The 24,440-nt window shown below is 66.7% G+C and carries 23 protein-coding genes; 10 read left to right on the top strand and 13 right to left on the bottom strand.

Translation table 11 applies throughout. The features are described 5' to 3' along the window. Positions 1-312: 312 nt before the first annotated feature. The 7 genes from ACFO5K_RS16690 to ACFO5K_RS16660 all read right to left on the bottom strand — a co-directional run bounded on the left by ACFO5K_RS16690 (position 313) and on the right by ACFO5K_RS16660 (position 5,364). Complete coding sequence (locus ACFO5K_RS16690; protein ID WP_378562939.1) at positions 313-1,176, bottom strand: phosphotransferase enzyme family protein; 864 nt, start codon at positions 1,174-1,176, stop codon at positions 313-315. A gap of 19 nt (positions 1,177-1,195) precedes the next feature. Further along, the gene (locus tag ACFO5K_RS16685) at positions 1,196-2,575 is read right to left on the bottom strand and encodes a UDP-N-acetylmuramoyl-tripeptide--D-alanyl-D-alanine ligase (protein WP_378562936.1); all 1,380 of its coding nucleotides are present in this window, start codon (positions 2,573-2,575) and stop codon (positions 1,196-1,198) included. 123 nt (positions 2,576-2,698) lie between these two features. Further along, positions 2,699-3,535, bottom strand: a complete 837-nt coding sequence (locus ACFO5K_RS16680; RefSeq protein WP_378562933.1) for an SAM-dependent methyltransferase — start codon at positions 3,533-3,535, stop codon at positions 2,699-2,701. A 283-nt stretch (positions 3,536-3,818) separates the two neighbouring features. Next, entirely contained in the window at positions 3,819-4,061 is a 243-nt protein-coding gene (locus ACFO5K_RS16675) for a hypothetical protein (RefSeq protein WP_378562930.1), read from the bottom strand. 447 nt (positions 4,062-4,508) lie between these two features. After that, the gene (locus ACFO5K_RS16670) at positions 4,509-4,988 is read right to left on the bottom strand and encodes a DNA-directed RNA polymerase subunit beta (RefSeq protein WP_378562927.1); all 480 of its coding nucleotides are present in this window, start codon (positions 4,986-4,988) and stop codon (positions 4,509-4,511) included. Continuing rightward, complete coding sequence (locus tag ACFO5K_RS16665) at positions 4,985-5,152, bottom strand: hypothetical protein (protein ID WP_378562924.1); 168 nt, start codon at positions 5,150-5,152, stop codon at positions 4,985-4,987. Before ACFO5K_RS16665 ends, ACFO5K_RS16670 begins: the two co-directional genes overlap by 4 nt. Continuing rightward, the gene (locus ACFO5K_RS16660; RefSeq protein ID WP_378562921.1) at positions 5,149-5,364 is read right to left on the bottom strand and encodes a hypothetical protein; all 216 of its coding nucleotides are present in this window, start codon (positions 5,362-5,364) and stop codon (positions 5,149-5,151) included. The genes ACFO5K_RS16665 and ACFO5K_RS16660 overlap by 4 nt, the downstream gene beginning before the upstream one ends. A gap of 302 nt (positions 5,365-5,666) precedes the next feature. Here ACFO5K_RS16660 and ACFO5K_RS16655 point away from each other — a divergent pair, with 302 nt between their 5' ends. Further along, positions 5,667-6,998 (top strand): helix-turn-helix transcriptional regulator, encoded by a 1,332-nt coding sequence (locus ACFO5K_RS16655; RefSeq protein ID WP_378562918.1) that lies wholly within the window; start codon positions 5,667-5,669, stop codon positions 6,996-6,998. Here ACFO5K_RS16655 and ACFO5K_RS16650 read toward each other — a convergent pair. Both ACFO5K_RS16650 and mobF read right to left on the bottom strand, forming a co-directional pair. Next, positions 6,985-7,710: an HAD family hydrolase gene (locus ACFO5K_RS16650; RefSeq protein WP_378562915.1), complete on the bottom strand. Its 726-nt coding sequence runs from the start codon at positions 7,708-7,710 to the stop codon at positions 6,985-6,987. The genes ACFO5K_RS16655 and ACFO5K_RS16650 overlap by 14 nt on opposite strands. A gap of 113 nt (positions 7,711-7,823) precedes the next feature. Further along, the gene (gene mobF, locus ACFO5K_RS16645) at positions 7,824-11,981 is read right to left on the bottom strand and encodes a MobF family relaxase (protein WP_378562912.1); all 4,158 of its coding nucleotides are present in this window, start codon (positions 11,979-11,981) and stop codon (positions 7,824-7,826) included. A 432-nt stretch (positions 11,982-12,413) separates the two neighbouring features. Between mobF and ACFO5K_RS16640 the strand changes: the two genes are divergently transcribed. Beyond that, the gene (locus tag ACFO5K_RS16640; protein WP_378562910.1) at positions 12,414-12,695 is read left to right on the top strand and encodes a hypothetical protein; all 282 of its coding nucleotides are present in this window, start codon (positions 12,414-12,416) and stop codon (positions 12,693-12,695) included. A 99-nt stretch (positions 12,696-12,794) separates the two neighbouring features. Here the strand turns inward: ACFO5K_RS16640 and ACFO5K_RS16635 are convergent, their stop codons facing one another. Both ACFO5K_RS16635 and ACFO5K_RS16630 read right to left on the bottom strand, forming a co-directional pair. Further along, positions 12,795-14,264 (bottom strand): recombinase family protein, encoded by a 1,470-nt coding sequence (locus ACFO5K_RS16635; protein ID WP_378562907.1) that lies wholly within the window; start codon positions 14,262-14,264, stop codon positions 12,795-12,797. Further along, positions 14,233-14,442, bottom strand: a complete 210-nt coding sequence (locus tag ACFO5K_RS16630; protein ID WP_378562905.1) for a hypothetical protein — start codon at positions 14,440-14,442, stop codon at positions 14,233-14,235. Before ACFO5K_RS16630 ends, ACFO5K_RS16635 begins: the two co-directional genes overlap by 32 nt. A 103-nt stretch (positions 14,443-14,545) precedes the next feature. On the opposite strand from ACFO5K_RS16630, the gene ACFO5K_RS16625 reads away from it, so the two are divergent. The 5 genes from ACFO5K_RS16625 (at position 14,546) to ACFO5K_RS16605 (ending at position 19,412) form a co-directional block, all read left to right on the top strand. Beyond that, entirely contained in the window at positions 14,546-16,033 is a 1,488-nt protein-coding gene (locus ACFO5K_RS16625; RefSeq protein ID WP_378562902.1) for an MFS transporter, read from the top strand. Positions 16,034-16,156: 123 nt separating this feature from the next. Then, positions 16,157-17,356, top strand: a complete 1,200-nt coding sequence (locus tag ACFO5K_RS16620) for an NAD(P)/FAD-dependent oxidoreductase (protein ID WP_378562900.1) — start codon at positions 16,157-16,159, stop codon at positions 17,354-17,356. Positions 17,357-17,393: 37 nt separating this feature from the next. Further along, positions 17,394-17,603, top strand: a complete 210-nt coding sequence (locus tag ACFO5K_RS16615) for a hypothetical protein (protein WP_378562897.1) — start codon at positions 17,394-17,396, stop codon at positions 17,601-17,603. Positions 17,604-17,649: 46 nt separating this feature from the next. Continuing rightward, on the top strand, positions 17,650-18,405 hold the full coding sequence (locus ACFO5K_RS16610; protein ID WP_378562895.1) for a glutamate racemase: 756 nt from the start codon (positions 17,650-17,652) through the stop codon (positions 18,403-18,405). Positions 18,406-18,659: 254 nt separating this feature from the next. Then, complete coding sequence (locus tag ACFO5K_RS16605; RefSeq protein ID WP_378562893.1) at positions 18,660-19,412, top strand: DNA alkylation repair protein; 753 nt, start codon at positions 18,660-18,662, stop codon at positions 19,410-19,412. Here ACFO5K_RS16605 and ACFO5K_RS16600 read toward each other — a convergent pair. Both ACFO5K_RS16600 and mftR2 read right to left on the bottom strand, forming a co-directional pair. Further along, positions 19,396-20,451, bottom strand: a complete 1,056-nt coding sequence (locus ACFO5K_RS16600; protein WP_378562890.1) for a 2Fe-2S iron-sulfur cluster-binding protein — start codon at positions 20,449-20,451, stop codon at positions 19,396-19,398. The genes ACFO5K_RS16605 and ACFO5K_RS16600 overlap by 17 nt on opposite strands. A 37-nt stretch (positions 20,452-20,488) precedes the next feature. Then, positions 20,489-21,127, bottom strand: a complete 639-nt coding sequence (mftR2, locus tag ACFO5K_RS16595; protein WP_378562888.1) for a mycofactocin system transcriptional regulator MftR2 — start codon at positions 21,125-21,127, stop codon at positions 20,489-20,491. Positions 21,128-21,290: 163 nt separating this feature from the next. Here mftR2 and mftA point away from each other — a divergent pair, with 163 nt between their 5' ends. From mftA to mftF, 3 genes are all read left to right on the top strand, one after another. Continuing rightward, a complete protein-coding gene (gene mftA, locus ACFO5K_RS16590) occupies positions 21,291-21,395 on the top strand; it encodes a mycofactocin precursor MftA (protein WP_378563908.1) in 105 nt (34 codons plus the stop codon). A gap of 2 nt (positions 21,396-21,397) precedes the next feature. Next, on the top strand, positions 21,398-22,891 hold the full coding sequence (gene mftC / locus ACFO5K_RS16585; RefSeq protein WP_378563906.1) for a mycofactocin radical SAM maturase: 1,494 nt from the start codon (positions 21,398-21,400) through the stop codon (positions 22,889-22,891). A gap of 144 nt (positions 22,892-23,035) precedes the next feature. Continuing rightward, a complete protein-coding gene (gene mftF / locus ACFO5K_RS16580; RefSeq protein WP_378562886.1) occupies positions 23,036-24,433 on the top strand; it encodes a mycofactocin biosynthesis glycosyltransferase MftF in 1,398 nt (465 codons plus the stop codon). Positions 24,434-24,440 lie beyond the last annotated feature (7 nt).

The raw sequence follows: 24,440 nt of genomic DNA, 5'->3' as shown, positions 1-24,440 counted from the left end.
GCGGTCCCTGAAATTACTTCGGCACGGCAGCGCTCGGCGATGGGATCGAGGTCTAGTTCAGTCCAATCGGCAAGTAGGGCGGTCAGATTGCCGTGCTCGAAAATATGTTCGATATTTACCTTAGGTTACAGGGTGGGGCGATGCCAGGGCCCGTCTATGGCTTCGAATCGGTGTGCTGGCCCGTGCGTAGAACTTTCGTGACCTGGATCTTAGAGGCTGGCAAGCCGCGAAGTGGCGCGGCGGCCGCTTCTCGATCTCGATGTGGTCGTGGGCGCGTGGATCCCGTCCCTGTGCAAGCTTCGGCAGCTGGTTTCAAGGCGCAACCCACATCCATGGACGCAAGCCCCGGTGCCCACGGAGACAGGCCAGCCGGTAGTCCGCCTGGTAGCGGGCGTGCTCGGAGACAGCGGCGTGACGTAGCGCGAACAAACACAGCTCGAAGGATCGGACATCGCGGATCACCGGGTACCCCTCCCACTCGGTGACATCGGAGCCGTAGGCGTCGGCAAACTGTTCCCACCTCGCTGGTGGGTCCGAGAGGGTGTCGGACTGGAACGCAACGGTGGCTTGGTCCCACTGCGGGGGTCCGATGCAACAGCGTTCCAGGTCCACGACGTGTCCCCCGCTGGCTGCGGCCATGGTGTTGGCCGGGGAGGGGTCGCCGTGGATGACACACCACGGACTCGGCCACTCCAGCGCGTCCCACCGTGCCGCGAGGTTTTCGGCGTAGCCCCGCAGCCACGCCTTTTCCCTGTCGTCGGTGAGGCATTGGTCGATACGGTCGGTGAAGTCGGGCAGGGTGAAGCGCGGTAGTCCGAGGTGGCTGGGTACCCGAAGGGTGTGCAGTCGTGCGAGCATCACCCCGGTCTCGGCAGCCTCGGCCGGACCGCCCGATCCGAGGTCTTCCCAAAAGGTCACAGGACGTTCAGCAACCATGACCGGGTCGGGCACCAGTGGTTCGGGTGCGCGAACGTGGTGGGAACGCAGCCAGTCCGCCGCGCGGAGCTCCCGGACCGCCGTCGCGAGTTCCCCGCGCTGATGGACGCGGATGATGGTCGCGGTGTCGGTGCGCAGCATGGCATTGTCACGCAACCGAATCGGGTCGATCCGAGCAGCCGGGACCTGGGCCTGGGCGCAGGCCGCTCGGGCCAGTGCCACGATGTCTTTGCTTCTCATGATGTTTCGTCTCTTCTGGTCAATGACCGGTGGCGAGCGCTGCGGCGGTCTCGAACAGACCAGCGGAGTTAGCACCCTTGATCAGGACGACGTCACGGCCCCGCAGACCTTCGGTGAGCAGGTCCAGTACTTGGTCTTTGGTTTCGACGTGGGTTACCTGTGCGGAGCCCGCGTCGCGGGCGGCGGTGGCCATGAGTTCGGCGTGATGGCCGCCGACGGTGATCAGGGTGCCGATGCCCAGATCCGCGACGCGCCGTCCGATCGTTGCGTGCAGCGCCGGTGCGGTGTCGCCGAGTTCGCGCATCTCCCCCAGAACCGCGATGGTGGGCCGGGAGGTGGCGGCGATCGTGGCCAGCGACCGCAAGGCGGCTTCGACACTTTCCGGGGAGGCGTTGAACGCATCGTTGATCACCGTGACCCCGTCAGGGCGTTCGGTGACCTCCATCCGGCTGCCCGACACCAACCCCGCGCCGTCGAGACCTTCAGCGATAGTGACGAATTCGACACCGACGCTCAATGCCAGCGCGGCTGCGGCGAGCGCGTTGGTCAGGTGATGTTCACCGACCACGCCGAGGATGACCGGCGCGGCGTTGTCACCGTGGCGCAGGGTGAACTGGGCGCGGGCGCTGGCGTCGAGGGTAATGTCGGTGGCGCGCACATCGGCGTCGGCACCGGTTCCGAATCGCAGGACTTTGGCGCGGGTGTGCTCGGCCATCGCGGCGACTAGTGGGTCATCGGTGTTGAGGACCGCGATACCTGTGGCGTCGAGCGCTTCGACGAGTTCGCGTTTGGCGACCGCGATCGCCTCACGGCTGCCGAACTCGCCGATGTGGGCCGAGCCGATCCCCAGAACCGCGCCGATCTGTGGGCGGGCGATGGCGGCGAGGTGACTGATGTGACCGAGCCCGCGCGCACCCATTTCCAACACGAGGAAGTCGGTGTCGGCCTGGACTCGCAGAACTGTGTGTGGGAACCCGATCTCGTTGTTGAACGACCGTTGGGTGGCGACGACGCTGCCGTGGCGGGCCAGGATCTGGGTGAGTAGATCTTTGGTGGAGGTTTTGCCTGCCGACCCGGTGATTGCGAGAACCCGGCCGGTGTAGCGGGTAGAGACAGCGTGGGCTAGATCGCTCATCGCGGTCACCACGTCGTCAACGATGATCGCCGGGGTGCCGGTCGGTCGGGAGGCTAGAACCGCGACCGCACCTTTTTCTATTGCTTCGTTTGCGTAGTCGTGTCCGTCGACGCGGTTGCCGCCCAGCGCGGCGAACAGTCCGCCGTCCTCGACCTGGCGGGAGTCGAACGCGGTCGGCGCGGTGACGGTGACTTGGTCGTCGGTGACCTTGTCGAGCCGACCGCTGACCGCGTGTGCGATCTCGGCGAGGGTCATGGGGATCATGTGTTCCAACCTTTCGATTTCACTGTGGTGCCGGGTGTTTGGGACTGAGCGCCGTGCGGGCCGAGATCGTTTGTGCGTCACGATCATGCTCGCCGCCGGTCCGGCCTGATCGCCGGGATCGGATCAGGTCCGGCACCGTTGGCCGATCGCTGCGTAGGCGCTCAGATCCCACGCCGCGCGATGGCGGGGCGCGGTAGCCGACACCTGCCGGACTACATCCCCGTCACCGCCGTCGTTGTCGTCGTTGGGGGTGGGTGCCCACCGGTGCGGGGCGATCGGACCGGGTTGGAGGAGTTGGTACTGGGCGAGCATGGCCGTGATCTCGTCTCGTCCGCGTGGGTGATACGGGATGCCAGCTCGACGCAGGGTTTCGGCGGCGGCTCGGATGTGCTGGGGGTAGAACTCGTCGGTGACGTGGGTGAGCACCAGCCATGTCCCGGCCGGGAGCCGGTCGGTCAACGCCGCGAGCACGGCGGGGGCGTCGCTGATCCATTCCGCGGTGCCCGACACACACACCGCCAACGGTGCCGACATGTTCATCACCGTGGTGATATCGCTCAGGATCGCGGCGGTGTCGGTGAAGTCGGTATCGGTGAAGAACCGGGGCGGTTCGTGCAGCATCGCCCGACCATGAGTAGCCACGAGGATGTCGGAGTCGACATACAACGTCCGCGCGGTGTCGCTGCGTTGTTCGGCGATGTCGTGGATGTTCGGGGCGTGGGGCAGGCCGCACCCGAGTTCGACGAACTGGGACACCCCGTGATGGTCGGACAGGTATTCGACCGCGCGTCGGGTGAAGCGGCGGGATTCGGTGAGCGCGGGCCTGATCGTGCTGCTCGACAGGGCCTCGGCTAGTGCCTCGTCGGGTTCGTAGTGGTCTTTCCCGCCGAGGAACACACTGTGTAGGCGTGCGGGGGTGGGCTGGTACGGGTCGATCAGGTTCGGTGGGCGGGTGGTCATAGTCGGGGCTCCTGCCGCATCTGCGACGGAAGGCCCCCGACCAACTCCGGTGCCCGTGGCGAGGGGCGCACGGTGTGGGAGTTGGTCGGGGCCTTCCAGTGTGCTGGTCAGTGGGTGGTGTGGGTGCTCCCGGAGGCCGGTTGGGCGGCCTCCGGGAGCGTTTCCCCACCCTCGAACCGGCGCGGCTCGGGGGTCGCCGGTGTGGTTCGAGGTATTCAGGTGGTCTTTTGGCGTCGCGACCGCGCTCCTGGCGGGCGGCGTAAAGCTTTGTGGTGCAAAGGGATTAGTGGTCTAGAGGTTCATGTCCGGCGTCGAGGTTGTTGGCGGCTTGGCGGCCTTTTTCGGTGAGTACGTGTTTACGGTCGGTGCGGTTGGTGCCGAGGACGACGTATCCGGTCTCGCTGCGGTCCTGGGTGAGGTAGCCGTGTCGGAGGAACCAGGCGAAGGCTTGCGAGACGCTGTTGCGGCGTGGCATTCCGAGCTGTTGGTAGAGGCGTTCGGCCCACTGGGGTTCGCCGTCGCGCATCGCTTCTAGGATCGCGCGTTGGTTGGCAGTCCAGGGTTTGCGGGCATGGGCGGTCACTGCGAGGTTGTCTCCGTTTATCCGGTTGGTCGAGAAGGAAGTTTGGTGCCCCGGAAATCGTCGGGAAACGATTCCGGGGCCGCCCTCGCACAGCGGGCCGGGGGCACTGGGAGGCCGACCGGGACGCATCACATCGAGGGCATTCGGTTGGTCGGGGACCATGCGGTGTTCACGGTCAGGGCTGGAGGTAAAGCCGTTCGTTTGGCAGCCTCGAAAGGCCCGCGCAGTGGCTGGGATTTACTACGACGGTGCCGGGTCGGCGGGCGGTCACCTCGCAGACGAACACCAGTGCCGCCGTGAGGCAGGCAACGAAATCCATTCGCACACTGGTTAATTGGATTGTGAGGTGGATGTCGGGTTCGTCGGGGCAGGGTGAGCGACCGCCGTGATTCATCGCAGGTTTCGCCCTCGCAAGAGCCCGAGGGCGCAGTGAACGACCACCGACCCTGATGGCCGAAACGCGCTGATCGCCGGGGATACCCACGTGCGGACCATCAGCGGGTCCGGGACCGGGGACGGCAACGCGATATCGCCTTCACGGATCACCACCACTCGCGCTTCCCACAACCGGGCCACGTTCTCGGGCTCACGGATCGGCTTGATATCGGAGCGAACCAAAAACGTCCACATGTCGGCTCGGGGGTGGCCGATGATCGGCAGCGGCGTGACCCCTCGAACGTCGAGGTCGTTTTTGACGCGTCGGGCGAGGTCGGTGGGCATCATCACCGCGCCGACCATCCCGGCCTTCATCGTGATCCGCCCGGTTGCCGGGTCGATCACCGTGGGTAGCGAGCATGTGCGGCGGTAGAACTCGCACCGCGATCGGGGGGTTTCGGTGTAGGCGGTGGTGGGTGGGCTTGCCTGGGTCATGAGAACTCCTCGAGCGACCCGGTAACGGGGTCGGACGACTCGGGCGCGTCGAACGTGGGTGTCGCGGGCGTGGTGGTGATGAAACCGGCTTCGCGCATGGCGTCGAGCGCTCGGGTGAGGTCGGCAAGAGTGTGTTCGAGGGTGACTGGGATGAGGTGTGTCATCGCACGCCCTGCCTTGCTGGGCGGCGCTGTCCGGCCGTGATCTGCCACTCCGCTCGCCGGTTCTGGAAGGCATCTCCGTTGTCCCGCAATGCGTGCAAGACACGCACCACACGCCATTTCGGTGCGTTCAAGTTGAGTGCGATGGTGTCGGCGGTCAGCATCCCGCCGGGTCGGAGGATGGCGAGAACATCGGCTTCCAGGCTGGTTGTCATCGGATCAGCTCGGCGATCGGGCGAGGATTCTCGGCGAAGGCGGCCTCATGAATCCGGTCGTCGGTCGGCCTTGTGGGAGCCCCATCGGTGGGGCGCGCTGGTGCCGCGTCCGCTGGGGAAACGCCGCGTCGAACAGTGGTTGCCATCGTTTGGTCTCCGCTCGATCCGGGCCGGGTCATCCCGTTACCCACATCCAGGAAACGGGCTACCTACACTGGTCGGAAAGGTGGCAAATCGTGGGGCATGCGATTTGCCATACCTTCGCGGTAGGCCCGAACCGACCCGCAAGCAGAGGGGCACTCATGACAGATCCGACGACCGAATCCGAGCGGACGCCGGGCGACATCGCGAATCACCTTGCGCGGGAGATCAAACGCCGACGCCTTGATGCGGGCCTCAGTCAGCGCGGACTCGCTACCGCGACAGGTTACACACGTCAATACGTCTCAATGACGGAATGGGAAGACGCCAATCTGCCGTCTCAGGAACTGATCGCCGCGATTGACACCGCAGTCGGCGCGAACGGTGACCTCGTTGCCATCCGCGCCGAAGCGAAAAGCCTTAGATACCAATCCCGCCGACGATCGGATCCGGTTGCGGCCGAGCCGGAATCTGATTCGGCAGGCTCGGCTCGATTGCCGGTCCTCATCGCTGCCGAGTTGGGTTCGGACCGGGCGTTCGAATTCGGTTCGGCCACATCGCTGATGCGATCGCGCGCTGTATCGGAAAGGTCCCTCGGGAGTTTCGCGGCGCTCACCAATCTATTGGCTGGCCAGCGTCAGAGCATCGCCCCTGATGCTCTGATCGGACCGATCGAAGCTCATCGAGATGCGGTAGCCGCCCTGTTCCGTGCTGCGACCGACGATCGCAGCAAGCAGCGCGCGGGCGCGCTTCTTGGGGAAACATCGGTTGTGGCGAGCCGGGTTTGGAGCGCCATCGGCGACAGATCGATGGCACTCACACACTGCGCATTCGCCCGAAAGCTCGCAGACCAGTTGCAAGACAAGACGATGGGTGGGATCGCGCGCATATTCGAGAGCAACCTGCGGTCCGATGCGGCAACGTTGATCAGCTCGGATGGTGACGTGGTTATCGGGCTCCGAATACTGAAGGAGGCCGCCAACGTCTCCGATCTTCTGCCACCCGCCGCGCGAGCGCGGATCGGGGCTGAGCAAGCGCAAGCCTATGCGGTGCTAGAACTGCGGGAGGAATGCGAGGAAGCGCTAGTTCGTGCCCAGCGTGCTGCCGAGGACATCGATGAGAACGATCGTGCGGGGTTGTTCAGCGACTGGAACACCACCCGCATTCAGGTCTATGTCGGCACGTGCCAACTCCTCCTCGGCCAACCGAAGCGCGCGATTGCGGCACTCACCGAAGCGCTAACCACGCCCGAAGGGGACAGCCCCAACGTCGATCTCGCCGCGCGGGTAGACCTCGCCAGCGCCTACGCGCTGTCCGGCGAACTGGAAGAGGGCTGCCGAATTCTCGGCGACACATACAACGCGCTAGCGACCATGGGCAACCATCGCGGACTCGAACGCGCGCAAAGAGCTATCGAACGGATGGCTCCTTGGCACGATGAGCGGCCCGTCCTCGCGATGCGGGAACGGGTCGACAGCATCAACGGCTACTGATCGACCCCATAGTCACTCGGATCGCCTGCAAAACCGCATCGGGCTCCAGTCGGTCGACAATCGCATCGGGTGAGTGCTCCGACAACTCTTCGGATGTCAGTCGGTGCGCTACAGCGACAACGCCGAATCCCGCATAGCGAGCGGTCGCGATGTCGTTCGGTGCATCGCCGATGATGACCGTTCGTGCCGGGTCGAGCGGGTACCCGAACCTTGCTCGGAATCGGTCGGCAACGAAGGCGGGCAGGTTGAACCTGTCTCGCGCGTCCGAGCCGAAAGCGCCGATATCGAGGTCGAGGTGTGCATCGAGGCCCGCGACCGAAAGTTTGAATTCGGCTGAGACCCGCAGGTTCCCGGTGAGCGCGGTCTGAACGTATCCGTGCTCTGCCAAGGCTGTGATGGTACGAGCCGCACCGGGGTAGGCGGCCTGGTCACGGGCTAGTTCCGCCTCACCGTGCGACATGACATCCATCAGTACGTCCGGGTAGCGGCTGAATCCTTCTTCTGCCACTTCTTCGGCGACCCCGGAGGCGATGGCGGTGTCGACGACGATCGATTCGTCGGTGTAGCCGTGCACGCGCGAAGTGGGGAAAACGACGGCGGACTCCTCAAGGCCGTATGTGCTGGCCACGGCCCGCCGTAGCCAGCGCAAGTCCGCGGGGATCAGTGTTCCGTCGACATCCCAGACAACGAGTCCCGCATGTGTCTCACCCATGCTCACGGATTCTTGCAGACCGTGTTGTCTCCCGCAGTGCGCACCCAATCACTGAGGGGACGCTCGCATCTGGCCCCGGTAGATGCCGATGGGCGAGATCTGACGACGGGCTACTAGTCGATTTCATGTCCGGCGTCGCGTCCCAGGCCGTCGTAGGGGTCGAACTCATCGACGCTGCTGTCATCCTCGGCGTATTCGGTATGTGTGTCGCCGAGCGCGGCGTCTACGGCGTTGGTGATGGTTTGCGCTTGTGGGTCCGGTTCGTGGGCTTGTTCGGTCGGGCCGGGTGCGGAGTGGGCGGCGATGCCGTCGCGGTCGGGCTCAGGCTCGGTGATGTCGGTGTCGGTGATTTCCAGGCGTGCCCAGAGTGCTGCGGCGGGCATTTCGTCGGGTAGTGGGCGGGCGCCGGCAGCATTGGTGAGCTGGCGTTCTATGTCGAGGCCGGCGCGGGCGGCGGCGTCGATGTTGGTGGCGATGATGGGCCAGGTGGGGTCGGTGCTGATGCGGGGGTCGATGCGGTCGACGGTGGCGGCCCATCGGTGCTGCGGTAGGCGGGTGTTGCCGTCGACTTCGAGGATGCGTCGGTGCAACTGTTGTTGGTGAGCGCGCTCGATCGCGATGTATCGGGCGGGGCCGGTCGGACCGGGGTCGGACTCCGGGACGTGTAATCCCGCACGCCAAATGGCAAGGTCGGCAACGAGTTCGGGATCGGTACCTAGCAAGGGTCTCGCCCATTTCGGGGCGGTAGCGGTGGTCCAGGCGCGGGCGGTATCGCTGACCTGTCGGGCGAGTTCGGCCACGATCCGTTCGCGCGCCTGCACTGGGGCGGTCTCTGCGTCGGCGGTGGAGGTCTCGGTGGGTAGTCCTGGTGTCCACGCCAACGGTCCGGGTCCGGCGGAATGGTTGCCGGTGGGGTCCAGTCGCCAGTCCAGCACGGCGGCGGGATCGGTCACAGTGTCGAGTTCACGCGCGGCGATCGCGGTGCGGAGTTCGGTGACCGGGTCGGCCCCGGACAGGGCAAGCATCGCCAGGTGTTGACGCAGGACCGAGTAGGCGGGGCTGTCGGTCAACCCTGGTACGAGTTGTTCGGCGATGCGGTCGATGGTGTCGAGTCGTGTTGTGCCGATAGCGTTTTCGGCGGTCATGCCGAGCGTGTCGAGATAGATGTCGACCGCGCGCCCGATCCGGCGGGCGGGGTCGAGCGCGTCACGGAGTTCGGTGTGGGCCGAGGTGCGTGCGCCGTCGCGGTCCAACACGTGGTGCAAATGTTCGACAGCGGTACGCGGGTAGTGGGCGGGCAGGGTGTAGATGTCGCCCTCGTCGCCGTCGAGCGCGGTAGCGATATAGACGTGGTTGGCCTGGCGTCCGCGCGCCATCGCCACATAGAACTGTTGGCGCGACTCACGCCCGGACATCGCGACGTGGCAGGAATCCGCGGTGATACCTTGCGCAGAATCGATGGTCGCGGCATAGCCCAAGTGCAGGTGTTCGTGCACGTAGTCGCCCGGCAACCGCACCACGGCGTCGGTATCGCGACCGTGCACGCGGCGTACGACGGTGACCGCGCCGTCGGAATGCACTTCTCGGATGGTCCAGGAGTAACCGTTGCGCACCCAATCACGGGCACCGACCCGCAAGCGTGGGTCGTTACGGCGGGTGCGCACGATGTCACCGGCTGAGGCCACCAACCTGTCAGCGAGGAACACATGCGGATCGGGTACACCGGCAGCCGTGATCGCGGGAGCGGTGCGCGCGATCCGGTCCGCACGTGCGCGCACGTTCAACGCGCTCACGATGTCGTGAGTCGGGGCCAACATCACCGCATCCCACCCGTGGGCGATGTCGGCGGCCCACGCCCGGTAGGCATCTGCGTAGACGGTGCCTAGGTGTCCGGCGTGGATGCGGCCGTTGTCCAGATACCACGCCAACGCCAGCGGATCACCCTCACGCAGCCCGGTCGACGCCAACGCTTCGCCGCGCTGGGCGAACCGCACAACCTCGGTCAAGGTCGGTGCTTGCTCGGGTGCGGCATGGGTCATGTCGGCATGGACGCCACCGGCATCGATCGCCGAGAGCTGCCGATCGTCACCGATACACCGCACGCTCGCCCCACGCCCGGTCAGATACCGCAGCAGTTGCAGGCGTTTGGTGGTCGGCAACGTGACGTGTTCATCGACGATCACCAACGTTGTCGCGTCGATATCGAGGACCCATTGCGGCAGAAACGGCAGGTTCTCACTGGCGTTGTCGGGGCGGTGGGAGTCGATGACGTGCAACAGCTTGTCCACCGTTTCGGCGCGGGTGCCGATCGACTCGCCCAGAACGGACGCGGCGGCGGCCGTGGGTGCCATTCCGAGCACGGTTCCGCCGCCGGATTCCCATGCGGTGGCGAGGACTTGCATGGCGGTGGTTTTGCCGGTTCCGGCGGGGGCGTTGGCGGTGTGGACACGCATTCCGGCGCTGGCGAACGATTCGATGACCCGAATCTGACCGGGATTCAAGGGTTGGTCGGGGTGGGCGGTGTTGTAGTCGTTGACCGCGTTGAACACCAATCCGGGGTTCAGGATGACTCCGCCGGGCTCGACAGACAGCGCGATCAGTTCGGCTTCGGCGGCCAAGGTGGATTCGGTGGTGTAGATCTGGGAGTTCGCGCGGGTGTGGATCGGGGTGCCGTCGCGGCGACGCAACCACGCCGGGACCGCCCGCAAGTCGGGTTGCTCGGTCACGTCGGGGTCACCGCGCGCGACCGATGATGACGGCGACAACGCTTGTGTGAGGACTTTTTCGGTGACCTGGGCCCATTCTGCGGGGGCGATGTTCCCGCGGATTTGTCGTTCGACTTCGGCCCGGAGGTTGAATTCACGCCAGGTCGCGCGTTTGTCCGACACTGCCGCTAAGGCTTGGTCGGCGAGGTGGGTGATGAACACGCGATCTGGTGCCGGACGCGGCACGCGTGGGACACCTACGACACGGGCTTCGATGTTGTCCACCACATCGATCCCGCCGAGCACTGCGGCGGCATCGGCGCGCCAGCTCGCTCGTTGTTCGGCGCGTGAGGTGGGCGCGTGTTTGCGTGGGCGGGTTTCCAGGGTCGCCCGTTGGCCGAGGTCGTGGACTTCGCTGGGGGTGGGTTCGCGCCCGAACGTGGTCGCAAACGCGGCGGTCAGGGTGCCAAGGCGGTCAGCGATCACGGCGGTACGTCGCGACCAATGGTGGATCAACGGCAGTGGGAAGCCGGCGATTTCGCGGACTCTGACTTGGTCGGGGGTGCGGTCGGTGCGGGTTTCGAACTGCATGTCCAGCGCGGTTTCTAGGTGGTGTTCGAGGCGGGTGTCATAGATTTCTGACACAGTGACCACCGCTTCATGAACCACGGTGCCGTTGACGGTGCGCCACTTACCGTCCTCGGTCCGCACCCGATTAGCGACCAGAACATGGGTATGCAGGTCCGGGTCACCGGCGCGCGAATCACGGTGATCGAATGTCGCGGCGACCACGCCTTGCACGTCGACGTGGCGAATTCCGTTGCGACCTAACCGGGTGAACAGCGCGTTGTTCTCCAACCACGACAGTGCGTCGGTGATCGCGGCACGGTGGGCGGTCTCGATCTTGTGCGCCAGCTCGGGTGTCGCGACTGCCCACAGTCCCGACACACTCTTGACGGGGCTGAACGTGAAGTCGAATCCGGCGACCGCTGTGCGGTCCGGGCGCGAGTTTTTCGCGACCCATCCCGACAGTTCGCGCGGGTCCAACGGGCCGCGTCCGTACTCGGTGGTGAACATTTCGGTGGCGACGTCGGTGCGGATCTGCGCGCGGATCTGGTCGGGAATGTGGGCGGTGACGCACTCGTCCTGGCTGGTGTTGTAGTCGCGGTATGCCTGCGCGGTGGCGGCGGGGAACCCCGAAGTCGTGGAGTAGACGGCGAACTTGTTGCCGAGTTTGGTTGCTTTCTCGGCTAATCGGGCGGCATAGGCGGGACGCACCCCGGCCGCGAGATGGTGCGCTTTCACGCGTTCGCGGACCTGATCGGCGTTCGGGTGCATTCCGGCACCGAACAGAAACTTCATCTGTTCTTCGGTGACTTCGTCGCCGGGGGTGATCTCGAGGTCGGAAAGTCCGCTGCCGTGCCAGGTTCCGGGGGCTTCGCCGTGTTCGTTGTAGTAGTCGGACAGGGATGCTCGCCCGCGCGCTGTGGTGTCGTTGGCGGCGGTGTTGCGCAGGTAGTACTCGTAGCCGTTGCCTGCGGCGACCTTGTGCATGGTCGCGACCATGCCTCCATGAGACACCTAAAACGGGCGGATTAAAGGCGGCCTAGTCTGTGAATCCTTGCCGCAAAAGCGTTTCCGCAGGACGTTATCAAATAGTTATCCTGAGATGAAAGATGTCTGATTGTGAAGTAGGCGGAATATAGGGGTAGGGGGTATTTGGGGATGAGGGTGAGTTTAGTTGTGGGGGTGGGGCATTGATGGGGTGGGGTGAGATGTTTTGCGGGGGTATGGGTGTGAGTGGGATGTGTTGGGTACCGATGGGATGGGATGGGGTCGGGTTGGGGCTGAGGCGATGAATCCGGCGCGCGACGGCACCGCCCGGACGCAGATCGCGGTACCGAAATTTGCATACTTGGCCGACTTTCGACCAATGGCACACTGGGAAGCGGAAGAGCCGCGAGATCAGGGACACCTCGACAACCGAAAAGGAACGCGATGTCCCACAACAGAAAAGATCGACCCCGCACCGCCGAGTTCGACGCACAGCTACGCCACGACGCGCAGCCACCGCAGGCAAGCGTCTCCGACCAGCCATCACCGCGCACTGCGTTCGAAGACTGGATTGCCTACTGGCAGCCGATCACCCGGCAGTGGCCGCCACTGGATGCCGAAGGGATCGCGGCCGTTGCTGCGGTCGTGGCCCGCATCGATCGCCGCCGCGCCGACACCGCCACCGACGATGGCGACAGTCAGAAGCCGGGGGCGCAGTGTGCCTGACTCGGTGCGGTCGTGGCGCACGCTACACCAACGGCGCGCCGCCGCTGCCGACAACGACAGCGGCGGCGGCGGCGTGGCCGATCGGCGCGGGGCCTGAGTTCAGGCCGCGATCGGATCGATCACGATGCGACTCCGGTCGAACTTCGGGCCGCGCTTGGTGGCGGGCATGACCCGAACACGGCGGCCTCGCAATGCGCGTTTGATCATCACCCGCTTTTCGGTGGTGTCCGCGTCTTCCCACCGTTGGGTCCATTCCTGTACGGACTCCGCGTGTGCGCGGGTGTCGGCTGGTCCGTCGAACTCTGGTGCGGCTTCCAGTTCCGCCAACTTCTGACGCAGCCCGGCGATACGCCGATCCAACGGCTCGGTCGCTTTGTCGTAGCGCGCCAAGGTGATATCTCCGCGTCCCAACCGGTTCGACAGTTCCTCGGCCAGTTCCTCACACTCGGCCAGTTTCTCGGCCACCGGTCGGCGTGCTTCCTGGGCGGCTGTCGCAGCCTTGGCAACGGCGTCGCTGTGGGCGGGATCGGACAGGATTGATACCACCAGCGCGCCGATGGCGGTATCGAGTTGGCGCATGTCCACCGATACCTTGTTGCATCCGCTACCGGTGAGACGCTTTTGGCACCAGTACCGCCGCCGGGTCGACCCATCGTCATACGGAGTGCGGTCGTATTGCGGGCGACCGGTCAACCCATGACCGCATCTGCCACAAGCGACCGTCGCCGAGCACACATAGACCTCGCTGGTGGGCCGCCCCCGCCCGTGTGAGTTGAACCGCGCGGTCAGTTGGTCCCACTCGGCTTCGCTGATCATCGGCGTTCCCAGCATCTTCGCGACGATCTCCCCGTCATGCACGACGTAACCGGCGTTGCGCGGGTTCGACATGACCCGTTTGACTTTCTCGGGTGACCATTTCGCGCCGAACGAGGTAGTGATTCCACGATTGTTCAGATCCACTGCGATCGGGCGGTACTTCTCCCCGGCCAACAGCCGCGTAGCCATTTCCCGCAGCACCGGGCCTTCGGTCGGGTGTGGGGTGATCCCGTCGATCTCGAACCCGAACGGGCGGTGGGAGTGGTTGGACTCTCCGCGAGAGGCTTTCAACCGCTTGCCGCGCTTCACACGGCTGGACAACCGGTCCGATTCGTAGGCGGCGGCGGTGAGCTGGTCACGAAAAGACTTGCGCCCGTTCGCGGTCGTCAAATCGTATTCGCCTTCGCTGTCGAGCACGGTGAGTCCGCGTTCGGCTGCCAAGATCAACCGTTCGCCCTCGATCGGACGGCGGGAGAACCGCGCCATGTCGAACACGACCACGCCACCGGTCGTCCCGGCCTCGAGACGTTCCATCAACCGTTCCCACTCGCGGCGGCGTACGCGCGGGTTCCATGCCGAGCGGCCGGAATCGATGTGGACCTGTCCGACCTGGCCGCCGTGGTCGGCAACGCGGGCCTCGCAGTCTTCGACCTGCCCGGTGGTCGAGCGTTGGCGCTCGTCGCCTAAGCGGGATACGCGCGCGTAGATGTCGAGGGTCGTGCTATCGGCAGTGTCCCGGTTGTTCGGCCTCATGCTGCTCCCTTGGCGAAGGGGCCACTAATTCGATGGTAGCCCCGGCGAGCTGGGCGAGTTCCTCGCGGCGCAAGCCGGGCACCCGGCGGGTGGCGCCGTAGGTGCGCAAACCGATCCGCTCGGGAGTGATCCGGTCGCGGCGGGATTTGAGGAAGGTGCCGAGGCTCTCCAGTTCCATGTCCTCGATGGTAGGGACCGCGGTGGCGGTCCGGGTATCCCTGTGAGGTGTACCCACGGCAGGGGGCTGGTCGGGTGCGAGCGACCGTCACAGGGTGGGTGACATGAACACAGTCACTACGAAATCTTCCGAGCTGCGGGCCTGGTTCGGGCTGCTGGTCGTCCTCGGGCCGGTGCTGCTCGTCGCGATGGACGGCTCGGTGCTGTTCATGGCGATGCCGGCCATCACCTCGGCGCTGGCCCCAACGGCGGACCAATCCCTGTGGATCCTGGACAGTTACGGCTTCGCGGTGGGCTCATTGCTCATCGCGTTCGGCACCATCGGCGACCGCTACGGCCGGAAACGCCTGCTGCTGATCGGCGCGAGCATGTTCGGCCTCGGGTCGGTGGGTGCGGCGCTGGCCACGAGTCCTGAACTGCTGATCGGCTTCCGGGTCCTGATGGGCGTTGCCGGGGCGACGCTGCTGCCGTCGGCCCTTGCCGTGCTCGGCACCCTGTTCACCGAGCCGCGTCGCCGGGCGCAGGCGATCGGCATCTTCGCCGCTACGTTCGCCGCGGGCTTCGCGATCGGCCCGGTCGTGGCGGGCCAATTGCTGAGCCGGTTCTGGTGGGGTTCGGTGCTGCTGATCAACGTGCCGGTGGTGCTGGCTTTCCTGGTGTTCGCGCCGATCCTGCTCGGTGAGGTGCGTGAGCGTGGCCGCGGTCGCATCGACGTGGCCAGTGTGCTCACCTCGGCCGCGGGACTGCTGCTCGCCATGTACTCGGTGAAGCATGTTGCCGCAGAAGGTATTTCGGGATCGACCGTGCTCGTCGGACTGGTCGGTGCGGTGTCGCTCGGCTGGTTCGCTCGTCGGCAGGGCCGGGTCGAGAATCCGCTGATCGACTTCACCCTGTTCGGCAACCGGGTCTTCACCATCGCCATCATCACCGCGTTCCTGCCGCTGGCCGCCTGGTCGGCGACGGCCTACCTGGCCGCGACCTACCTGCAATCGGTGCTCGGCCTGTCGATCTCGGATGCCGCCCTGCTCGCGGTGCCCGGTGCCCTGGTGCTCACCGTCGCCGCCGTCCTCACCCCGGCCGTGGTCGCCCGCATCGGCCGTTCGGCGGCGTTGATCAGCGCACACTTCAGCATCGCCGCCGGCCTGTTGCTGCTGTTGCCGACCGGCACCGGGGCCGGTGTCGGCTGGTATCTCGCCGCGACGGCCGTGGCGGGCGTCGGCTACGGCATCTCGTTCAGTGTGGTGGCCGATATCGCGGTCGCCGCGGTGCCGCCGGAACGCGCGGGTTCGGCCGCCGCCCTCGCCGAAACCGGCAACGAACTCGGCAACGCCCTGGGAATCGCCCTGTTCGGTTCGCTGGCCGCGGTCATGTTCCGGCTCAACGGCCCGGACCTGGCGCCGACCCTGGGTGAAACCCTGCACCTGCCGGCGGTGACCGCCGCCGCGCTCGTCGACGCCCGCACCGCCTTCGTCGACGCCCTGCACGTGGTCGCCGCCACCGCAGCCGTTCTGCACGCGGTGCTCGGCACGGTGGCCATCCGGGTGCTGCGTCGCCCGGTGGTCGTCACCGAGCCCACGCCGGTGCTCGCGTGAGCTCGTTCCGCGAACCCGGCGAGCTCGATCACAGCGGACGTGGGTTGTGACGTGGGCCCCACGCACTGGTACAAACAGTCCAGGGCTGTAGTGGCGGCCCGCGACACAGCAGAAGGACACATTATGAGCGCGCCCATCGTGATCGTCGGAGCAGGACTGGCCGGCCTGCGCACCGCCGAAGAACTGCGCCGCGCCGGGTACGAGGGCCAGGTCCTGTTGCTCGGCGACGAGAGCCGACCGCCCTACGACCGCCCGCCGCTGTCCAAGCAGTTCGTGCGCGGTGAGACCGACGACACCACCCTGCGCCCACCGGAGTTCTTCACCGACAAGAACATCGAACTGCGTTTGGGTACCGCGGTGACCGGGGTCGATACCGGCGCGCACACGGTGACGCTCGCCGACGGCGACACCATCGCCTACGACCAGCTGATAATCGCCACCGGTCTGCGCCCCCGCCGCCTGCCCGGGCTGCCCGAGATGACTGGCGTGCACGTGCTGCGCGCGCATGAGGACGCCGAAACCCTGCGCACCGAACTCGACGGCGCCGACCGTGCGCTGATCATCGGTGCCGGTTTCATCGGTTGTGAACTGGCCGCCAGCTTCCGGGCCGCCGGCGTCGAGGTCACCCTGGTGGAACCGCAACCGACCCCGCTGGCCTCGGTGCTCGGCGCCCAGATCGGCGAACTGGTTGCGCGCATGCACCGGGACGAGGGTGTCGACCTGCGCTGTGGCGTCGGTGTGGACACCTTGCGTGCCGACGACTCGGGTCAGGTGCGTGGTGCGCTGCTCACCGACGGCACCGATGTCAGCGCCGACCTGGTGGTGATCGGGGTGGGTTCGGTGCCGGTCACCGATTGGCTGGCCGGTTCGGGCATCGAACTGGCCGACCGGGCCGCCGGTGGGGGTGTGCTCGCCGACGATGCCGGGCGGACCAGCGCCGCGGATGTCTGGGCGGTGGGCGACGTGGCCGCCTGGCAGTACGACACCGGCGTCCGCAAGCGCGTGGAGCACTGGACCAGTGCGGGTGAGCAGGCGAAACTGCTGGTCACCGCCCTGCTCGGTGGCGCGGCACCCACGATGGCCCGCGTACCGTACTTCTGGAGTGACCAGTACGACGTGAAGATCCAGGCCCTGGGCACGCCCGCCCCCACCGACGACATCACCGTGGTCACCGACGACGGCCGCAAATTCCTCGCCTACTACTCCCGCGACGGCATCCTCACCGCCGTCCTCGGCGCGGGCATGACCCCCCAGGTGATGAAGCTGCGCGCCAAACTCACCACCCCCACCCCCGTCGCGGACCTGCTCGCCGCCGCGGGTTGAGCAAGCACAGCGCCGCAGAACGTATTACCTTGGCGCCGTGGGGTTTACCGATTACGCGCCGGGTGATGTCGTCTATTTCCCGGCCGGTCCGTTCAGTGGTGTCTGCGGTGTCGTCCGAGAGGTCGACCACCGCCGTGGCCGGGTGGGGCTGGAGTTCGCTGAAGGAACCGTCCACCGCGAAGGTGGCGTCCTGCGGGAACGCAGGCACCGGCTGACGGTCGAGTTCGACGAGATCGAACTGGTCTAGGTCGGGCGCGGCCAGGTCGTTGTGGGGCCTGTAATACGGTGGAGCCGTGATCGTCGCGCTTATCGATTCCGGCCTCGGGCTGCTACCGACGGCCGCGTGGCTGCGTAAGTTGCGACCCGATGTGGATCTGTTGTTGTTGCTCGACCCCGAAGGCGCGCCGTGGGGGCCCAAGCCCGAGGAATGGGTGGTCGAGCGGGTGTTGGCGGCCACGCGTCAGGCGATCGAACTCGGGGCCGAGGTGATCGTGCTGCCGTGCAACACCGCCAGTGTGACGGCGCTGGCGCAGGTGCGGTTGGTGGTGGGGCCCGCGGTACCGGTGATCGGTACGGTGCCCGCGATCAAGCCGGCTGCGGCGCAGTGCCGGTCGGTGGCGGTGTGGGCGACGGCGGCGACGACGGCCAGCCGCTATCAGGCCGATCTGATCGCCCGCTTCGGCGGTGATGCCAAGGTGATCGGTGTCGCCTGCCACGGCCTGGCCGACGCGATCGACCGGGGTGATCTGCCCGCCATCGGTGACTCCATCGCCGACGCCGCCGCCCGCACACCCGCCGATGTGGAGGGTGTGGTCCTCGGCTGCACGCATTACCCGCTCGTCATCGACACCATCGTCGCCGCGCTGCCCGAGGGGGTTCGGCTGTTCGACAGCGCGCAGGCCGTGGCCGCGCAGACGATCCGCAAGATGGACGAGCTGGGCCGCCCGGGTACGGGCACCGGCGCCGTGACGGTTCGCATCAGCGGCCGGACGGGCGAATTGCCCGTCGGCGCAGCGGCTTTCGAATCGGGTCGTCTGCTCGGCGCCTGACATGTGGGTCGAGTTCGCTCCAGCCGGCCCATGGCCGCTGAAGTGGGCCGTCCCCGGGGGCTGAGGCCAGGAACGGGTGCGCTTGCCAGCCCGGGGTTGTTGAAGTGGGCTGCATCCTCGGTGCCTTGCGCCGGAGCCGATGCCGACGTCGCTGAATCGGGCCGTCGCCGCATGGGCTGACGACTTCGGGTGAGCGCACTTGTCGGACCCCCGGTGTTGAATGCGAGGTGACCCAGTCGACTTCAGGAGGCGCGTTGTCCGAGGTTCCCACCGCCGACCAGGTGCGCGCCGCGCTCGCCGAGGTGGCCGACCCCGCCGACGCCCGGCAGCTGCAACGCTTCTTCAAGACCGGCCCCGGCGAGTACGGCGAGGGCGATGTGTTCCTCGGCGTCCGGGTACCCGCCACCCGGAAGGTGGCCGAACGGTTCGCGGCGTTACCGCTCGATCAGGTCGACGACCTTCTCCACAGCCCCGTCCACGAGGAGCGGCTGGCCGCCCTGATCATCCTCAACGCCCACTTCGCCACCGCCTCGAAACCCCGCACCCGCGACGAGCGAGCCCGTGCGCGACTGGCCGAGTTCTATCTGGCGGCGGTGCGTGGGGGCTGGGTGAACAACTGGGACCTGGTCGACTCGTCCGCCGAATATGTGCTGGGCGCCTGGCTGTTCGACCGGGACCGCGCGCTGCTGTTCCAGCTGGCTCGGCAGGACTCGCTGTGGCAGCGGCGGGTGGCCCTGCTGTCCACGTTCGCCTTCATCAGGAAGGGCGACGCGAGCACGACACTCGAGCTGGCCGAGATCCTGCTGCACGACCGGCGCGACCTCATCCAGAAAGCGCTCGGCTGGATGCTGCGCGAGGTCGGCAAGAAAGTGGATCGGGCCGCCCTCACCGGTTTCCTTGACTCGCACGCGCCCGAAATGGGCCGTACCGCCTTGAGTTACGCCGTCGAACAGCTCGAGCCCGACGAGCGCGCCGCCTACCGGGCGATGGTCAGAACTGGATCTTGAGCCGATCGGTCACCGGTCGCGCCTGGCAGCCCAGGATGTAGCCGCTGGCGATGTCCTCGGGATCGAGGATTTCCGAATTGCCCATCTCCACCTCGCCTTCGAGCACGGTGCAGGCACAGGACCCGCACTCGCCCTCCTGGCAGGAGTAGGGCACGTCGAGGCCCTTGTCGAGCATGATGTCGACCAGGGTCTGTTTGCGCGGCCAGGACAACTCGTGCACCTGCCCGTCGAGTTCCACCTCGACCGTCGCGGCGTCGGCCGCGTCCTGCTCGGACACCTCGGCGGGCGTGTGGTCGGCGAACGGGTCACCGGCGAGGGAGTTGAACACCTCGGCGTGGGTGCGTGCGCGCGGCACCTCGAGCGAGGCCAGGGTGTCGTGTACGAGGTCCATGAACGGTTTGGGTCCGCACATGAACGCTTCGTAGGCGGTGTAGGGGGCCACCAGGCCGGCCAGCATGTCGGCGGTCGGCAGGCCGAGCAGCGGTTCGAGCCAGTGGATCACGGTGAGCCGCTGCGGGAACTTCGCGACCAGTTCGCGCAGTTCGCCGGCGAAGATCACCGAACCGGCGTCGCGGTTGGCGTAGATCAGCACCACCTTGCCGCTGCCCTGCGACAGTGCCGACTTCAGGATCGACATGACCGGGGTGATGCCGCTGCCCGCCCCGAACAGCAGCAGGTTCTCGTCGAGGTTCTTGGGGGTGAACACGCCCGAAGGTGGCAGCACCTCGATTTCGTCGCCCGCCGAGATGTTGTCGCACAGCCAGTTCGAGCCGTAGCCGCCCTCGGTGCGCTTGACCGTCACCTTGGGCTGGTCGTCGGTGAACGGCGAGCTGGCCAGCGAGTAGCAGCGCGCGACCGAGCCGGTGCGTTCACTGGGGATGCGCAGGGTGAGGAATTGGCCCGGCTGGTAGGCGAAGCGCTCGCGCAGGTCGGCGGGCACCTCGAAGACCACGGAGTGGGTGTCGGGGGTTTCGGCGATCACCGCGGCGACGCGCAGCACCACCGATCGCGAACCGTGCGGTACCTCGACTGTGGTCATGTCGTCCTCTCGGGCAAAACTAGAACGTGTTTCAGTTTCATGCTAGGTCGGAACGCGCCTGCAGGGCAAGCTGCGCCTCGAGTCCGGCGACCAGTACCTCCATCCCGAAGTCGTAGGAGTACTTGCCGCGCAGGTCGGACATGTACTTGGTGGCCCGCGCCACCGCTTCGGGCAGCAGTACGTCCGCCGGAGCGGAACGATCGCGCGGATTCACCCTGCTACGGCCGAACAGGTAGGTGTGGATGGTCGCGTACGCGGCCAGCACGTTGCGGTCGTTGAAGCCCGCGTCGAACAGGATCTCCATCACCGCTTCGATCAGGTCGAGCTGCTTGCCGAGCATCTGCTCGAGCAAGATGTCGCCCAGGCCGGGATGCCTGCGCAGTTTATCGTCTATCTGATCGATCAGGTCGCGCAGGCGCTGCTGCCAGGGGCCGGACTCGCGCGGCGGTTTGCGCACGCCGAGCAGCGCGGCGCTGGCGACCAGGTCGAGCAGCTCGCGTTTGTCGGCGACGTAGTAGTACGGGGCCATCGGGGAGACCCCGAGCTCGCGCGAGAGTCTGCGCATCGAGAGTTTCTCGACCCCGTCCTCGCGCACTACGCGCAGCGCCGCTTCGACGATCTCGGACTCCGACAGCGTTGTATTAGCGCCGCTACCAGCCCCACCGTGGTTACGCAAGCCTCTGCCTCACCTCTACTGCCGCCGGGCCGTCGGCCCATTCCCATCCTGCTCCCGGAAGTCTAGAGGGCGGCGGGCGAGCATCGAGATTTTCCGAATCCGTCCTTTATGGCAGTGACTGACGTTAAGGTCCGGGATGACCCGCAACACACTGGAGGTAGTCATGGAAGACAACGTGCAGCCCGGCACCGCCGAATCCGAGGCCGACCTGGTCACCGAGACGCTGATCGAAGAGGTCAGCATCGACGGCATGTGCGGCGTGTACTGAGAATGGAGGCAGGCGTGCTCGATCTCGATGCCCGATGGGCGCTGCACCCGCGTGTCTCGCTGCGCCCGGAATCCTTCGGCGCACTGCTGTATCACTTCGGCAACCGCAAGCTCTCGTTCCTCAAGAGCCGCGACCTGGTCGATGTGGTGCAGTCGCTGCCCGCGCATCCTTCGGTGCGCGAGGCGCTGCGAGCCAACGGTATGGGCGCCTCCGACGCCCACCTCGCCGCGCTCGCGCAGCTGGCCGACACCGACATGATCGTGCCCGCGCCGGGCCCGGTCACCGCGGTCACCGCGCCGAGCGCGCCTGCCGCCACGGACGCACCGGAGGGCGGGCGGCTCATCGACCGCTTCGAATCCGGTCTGGCCGCGCCGATCTGCCTGACCTGGGAACTCACCTACGCGTGCAACCTGTCGTGTGTGCACTGCCTGTCGTCCTCGGGTCGCCGTGATCCGGACGAGCTGAGCACCGAACAGTGCAAGGCGCTGATCGACGAGTTCGAGCGCATGCAGATCTTCTACGTCAACATCGGCGGTGGGGAACCGACCGTGCGCCCGGACTTCTGGGAGCTCGTCGACTACGCCACCGCGCACAATGTGGGGGTCAAGTTCTCCACCAACGGCGTTCGCATCAACGAGGAAGTCGCCGCGCGGCTGGCGGCCAGCGACTACGTCGACGTGCAGATCTCCCTCGACGGTGCCGACGCCGAGGTCAACGACGCCGTGCGCGGGCCCGGCTCCTACGACACCGCGATCAAGGCCCTGTCGAATCTGGCCGCCGCGGGGTTCGAGGATGCCAAACTCTCGGTCGTCGCCACCCGGCACAACATCTCCCAGCTCGACGAATTCAAGGCCATCGCCGACCGTTACGGCGCCACCCTGCGCCTGACCCGGCTGCGCCCCTCCGGTCGCGGCGCCGATGTGTGGGACGAACTGCACCCGCTGCCCGAACAGCAGCGTGAGCTCTACGACTGGCTGGTGCGCAACGGCGAGGGCGTGCTCACCGGCGACTCGTTCTTCCACCTGTCCGCGTTCGGGTCGGCGCTGCCCGGGCTGAACATGTGCGGCGCGGGCCGGGTGGTCTGCCTGGTGGACCCGGTCGGCGACGTCTATGCCTGCCCGTTCGCCATCCACGACCGCTTCAAGGCCGGAAACATCATCGCCGACGGTGGATTCGACGCGGTGTGGACGCACTCGCAGCTGTTCGCCGAACTGCGCGAACCCGTCGACGGCGGCGCCTGCACCAAGTGCTCGCACTACGACTCCTGCCGTGGTGGCTGCATGGCGGCGAAGTTCTTCACCGGGCTGCCCGCCAACGGCCCCGACCCGGAGTGCGTGCAGGGCTACGGCGAAGCCGCGCTCACGGCACCGGGGCGCACCATCCCGCGTTCGGCCGTGGACCATTCACGCCCGGTGCGCAGTCGTGGCCGGGTGTCGTTGCCGCTGACGGTGAATCGGCCACCGGCCAAGGCGTGTAACGAGAGTCCGCTCGGCTGAGTCGGTCCGGGGGTTGCCGCAAGTGCGCTGCCGATCTTGCCGCCCCCGGTACGACGTCGATCGTGGCGGCATTTCAGGCGGACTTTCCTCCTTTTTTCTGGGGTGATGATGTCTGACAGGCCAACTGCGCATAGCATGCGAGGAATGCGCCATGATCGTCTGCCCGACGGCTTCGGGGTACGGATCGATCCACGGGTGCGCGCGTTTTCCGGTGGCCGGATCCTGATCGGTGGATCGCCCGCGCGGATGCTGCGCCTGGCCCCGGAGGCCGCCGAGCTGATCGGCGACGGGTACCTCGAGGTGACCGACTCCAAGTCCGCGATCGTCGCCCGCCGGCTGCTCGATTCCGGGGTGGCCAACCCGCGGCCACGGCTGCTGCCTTCGCCCGACGAGGTCACCGTCGTCATCCCGCTCTACAACAACGCCGACGGGCTCCTCCGGCTGCTCGGCTCGCTGCGCGGGCACAACGTGATCGTCGTCGACGACGGTTCCGACGAGCCGGTGCGCATCCCACCACGACCGGGCCGCGGCCAGGTGACGGTGCTGCGCCACGAGCGCCCGCTCGGCCCGGCGGCCGCCCGCAATGCCGGATTACGGGCGGCGTCGACGGGCTTCGTCGCGTTCCTCGATTCCGATGTGGTGCCGCGCAGCGGTTGGCTCGAGGTGATGCTCGGCCACTTCAGTGATCCGCAGGTCGCGCTGGTCGCGCCGCGCATCGTCGCGCTGGACAAGGCGTCGAACGCGCTGGCCCGCTACGAGCACACCCGATCCTCGCTCGACCTGGGCAGGCGCGAGTCCGCGGTGCACGCGCGCGGTGTGGTGTCCTACGTGCCGAGTGCGGCCCTGCTGGCGCGGCGGGCGGCCCTGCTCAGTGAGGGCGGGTTCGACGAATCGATGCAGGTCGCCGAGGACGTCGACCTGTGCTGGCGGCTCGAACGGGCCGGCTGGCGACTGCGTTACGAGCCCGCCGCCCACGTGGCCCACGACCATCGGGTTGCCTTCCGCGCCTGGTTCGCGCGAAAGCTGTTCTACGGCACGGGTGCCGCACCGCTGGGTAAACGGCACGCGGGCATGGTCTCGCCGCTGTCGGTGCCCACCTGGACGGTGCTGGCGAGTCTGCTGTTCGCCACGCTGTCGAAGTGGGGTGTGTTCGGTGGGCTGATCACGCTGGTGACCGCTCTTGTGCGGATGCGGCGGGTGTTCGCTGAACTGGACAATCCCACCCGCATCGCCGCGGTGTATCTGGCGCGTGGTTTCTTCGCGGGGATCTGGCGGTTGACCTCGGCGATGTGCCGGGATTATTGGCCGGTGACGCTGCTCGCGGTGCTGCTGTCGGGCCGGATCAGGAAGCTCGCGGTCACCATGGCGCTGGCCGACGGGCTGGCCGACTGGTTCACCCATCGCGATTCCGGTGGGCTCGACCCGCTGCGCTATGTGGCCTACAAGCGGGTCGACGATGTGGCCTACGGGTCCGGCCTGTGGCTCGGTGTGATCCGGGCCCGCAGCTTCGAAGCGCTCAAGCCACACGTCCCGCGCCGCTGAGTTCGAG

The organism is Nocardia halotolerans (assembly GCF_042650145.1).
GTDB lineage: Bacteria > Actinomycetota > Actinomycetes > Mycobacteriales > Mycobacteriaceae > Nocardia > Nocardia halotolerans.
Note: the sequence above shows the minus strand (reverse complement) of the source record. Positions and strands in the feature narration are given on the sequence as shown.